Origin of the sequence: Caballeronia sordidicola (assembly GCF_002220365.1) — a bacterium.
Classification (GTDB): domain Bacteria; phylum Pseudomonadota; class Gammaproteobacteria; order Burkholderiales; family Burkholderiaceae; genus Caballeronia; species Caballeronia sordidicola_C.
In genome coordinates this window covers 1-2,545 of record NZ_MTHB01000039.1, presented here as the reverse complement: position 1 = coordinate 2,545, position 2,545 = coordinate 1, and the positions used below count along the sequence as shown (strand labels likewise).

Below are 2,545 nucleotides of genomic sequence, written 5' to 3'. Positions count from 1 at the left end.
TGATCAACAAGAACACGACCATCCCGACCAAGCACGCACAGGTTTATTCGACGGCGGATGACAACCAGAGCGCCGTGACGATCAAGGTGTTCCAGGGCGAGCGCGAAATGGCAGCGGGCAACAAGCTGCTGGGCGAGTTCAACCTTGAAGGCATTCCGCCGGCATCGCGCGGCACGCCGCAGATCGAAGTGAGCTTTGATATCGACGCGAACGGGATTTTGCACGTCGGCGCGAAGGACAAGGCAACGGGCAAGGAAAACCGCATCGTCATCAAGGCGAACTCGGGCCTGTCGGACGCTGAGATCGACAAGATGGTGAAGGACGCCGAAGCGAATGCCGACGAAGATCACCGTCTGCGTGAACTGGCCGGCTCGCGCAATCAGGGCGACGCGCTGGTGCACAGCACGAAGAAGGCCGTGGCTGAATACGGCGACAAGGTTGAAGCGGAAGAGAAGGAAAAGATCGAAGCGGCGTTGAAGGATCTTGAAGAAGCGCTGAAGAGCACGGCGAGCGACAAGGCCGCGATCGACGCGAAGATCGAAACGCTGTCAACGGCGTCGCAGAAACTCGGCGAGAAGATGTACGCCGATATGGCTGCAGCGCAAGGTGCGGCGGGTGGGGCAAATTCGGCGGGTGCAGCGGGCGGCCCCGGTGCGCAAGCGACGCCGGAGCATCATGACGATGTCGTCGATGCTGACTTCAAGGAAGTAAAGGAAAGTTGAACGATCGAGCTGCCGCATGAGCTGTGCGACGTAGCAGCAAACAAACATGGCCGGAAAACGAGCTTGGGGAGCTGGCCGGAATCCCAAGCTTGGAAAAAGTCTTAGAGGGTGCGTCACCTCTTATCAAAAACCCATAAGCGCATAGATAGCGAGCTACGAGAGTTTGAAGGATCGAGTCTCTTAGAGGTAGCAGGCGCGTCGACCAATCCTATATAGGCCGACGTCAACTTACACCCACTGCGAACGTCGATCTGAATTCAGATTTCCCCAGCTTCTTGGTACGAATTTAAAAACTGTCATTTCTTCAAAGTCGAACTCCATTGCGTAGGTAAAAAACCGCTGGCTCCTCATGCAAGCCAGATGTGATCTACCGATCGACGACGCGTTTCGGGAGCAGGGATAGAAATTTTTCGTGAGCGTCTATGGCTGATTTATTTCGATAGAGGTCCTTTAGTTTTTCTAATGTGCGCAGATTGGATTCTCTCTCTATGGGTCGATCTAGACCCCAGCGTGCAGCCTAACATTCGAGCATGACGCTATGAGAATCGACAAGCTAACCACGAAGTTCCAGGAAGCACTCGCTGACGCGCAGGGTCTCGCCGTCGGCAATGACAATCAATATATCGAACCGATTCACCTGCTGTCGGCGCTGATTGCGCAGCAGGACGGCTCGGCGCGCTCGCTGCTGTCGCAGGCGGGCGTGCAGGTCCAGGCGCTGCAAACCGCGCTCAAAGACGCCATGACGCGTCTGCCGCAAGTCCAGGGCACGGATGGCAACGTCCAGGTCAGCCGCGATCTTGCCGGCTTGCTGAACAGCGCCGACAAAGAGGCGCAAAAGCTCAACGACACGTTTATCGCGAGCGAGATGTACCTGCTCGCCATCGCCGATGACAAGGGCGAAGCCGGTCGTATCGCCAAGCAGCACGGCCTCACGCGCAAGGCGCTCGAAGCAGCGATCAATTCGGTTCGCGGCGGTGGCCAGGCGAATAGCCAGGACGCCGAGAGCCAGCGCGGCGCGCTGAAGAAATACACCGTCGACCTGACCGAGCGCGCACGCGCCGGCAAGCTCGACCCGGTGATTGGCCGTGACGACGAAATTCGCCGTTCAATCCAGATCCTGCAACGCCGGACGAAGAACAATCCGGTGCTGATTGGTGAGCCGGGCGTGGGCAAGACGGCCATTGTGGAAGGTCTCGCGCAGCGGATCGTGAACGGCGAAGTGCCGGAATCGCTCAAGAGCAAGCGCGTGTTGTCGCTCGATATGGCCGCGCTGTTGGCGGGTGCAAAGTATCGCGGGGAATTTGAAGAACGACTGAAATCCGTGCTGAGCGACATTGCGAAGGACGAAGGCCAGACGATCGTTTTCATCGATGAAATTCATACCATGGTGGGTGCCGGCAAGGCTGAAGGCGCCATGGATGCGGGCAACATGCTGAAGCCGGCGCTCTCGCGCGGCGAGCTGCATTGCATCGGCGCGACGACGCTCGACGAATATCGCAAGTACATCGAAAAGGACGCAGCGCTCGAGCGCCGGTTCCAGAAGGTGCTGGTCGATGAACCGTCGGTGGAAGCGACCATCGCGATCCTGCGCGGCCTGAAGGAAAGGTACGAACTGCATCACGGCGTGGAAATCACCGATCCGGCGATCGTCGCGGCGGCGGAATTGTCGCATCGCTATATCACGGACCGTTTTCTCCCCGATAAAGCCATCGACCTGATCGACGAAGCAGCGTCCAGGGTCAAGATGGAAATCGATTCGAAGCCCGAAGAGATGGACCGGCTCGATCGTCGGTTGATCCAGTTGAAGATCGAGCGCGAAGCGG

2 protein-coding genes are annotated in these 2,545 nt (G+C 58.1%); both read left to right on the top strand.

Features of this window, described 5'->3' with window-relative positions; translation table 11 throughout:
- On the top strand, positions 1–722 hold a 722-nt coding region (locus BSU04_RS06285), incomplete at its 5' end, for an Hsp70 family protein (protein WP_179258222.1).
- A gap of 538 nt (positions 723–1,260) precedes the next feature.
- On the top strand, positions 1,261–2,545 hold a 1,285-nt coding region (locus tag BSU04_RS06280; protein WP_144021136.1), incomplete at its 3' end, for a Clp protease N-terminal domain-containing protein.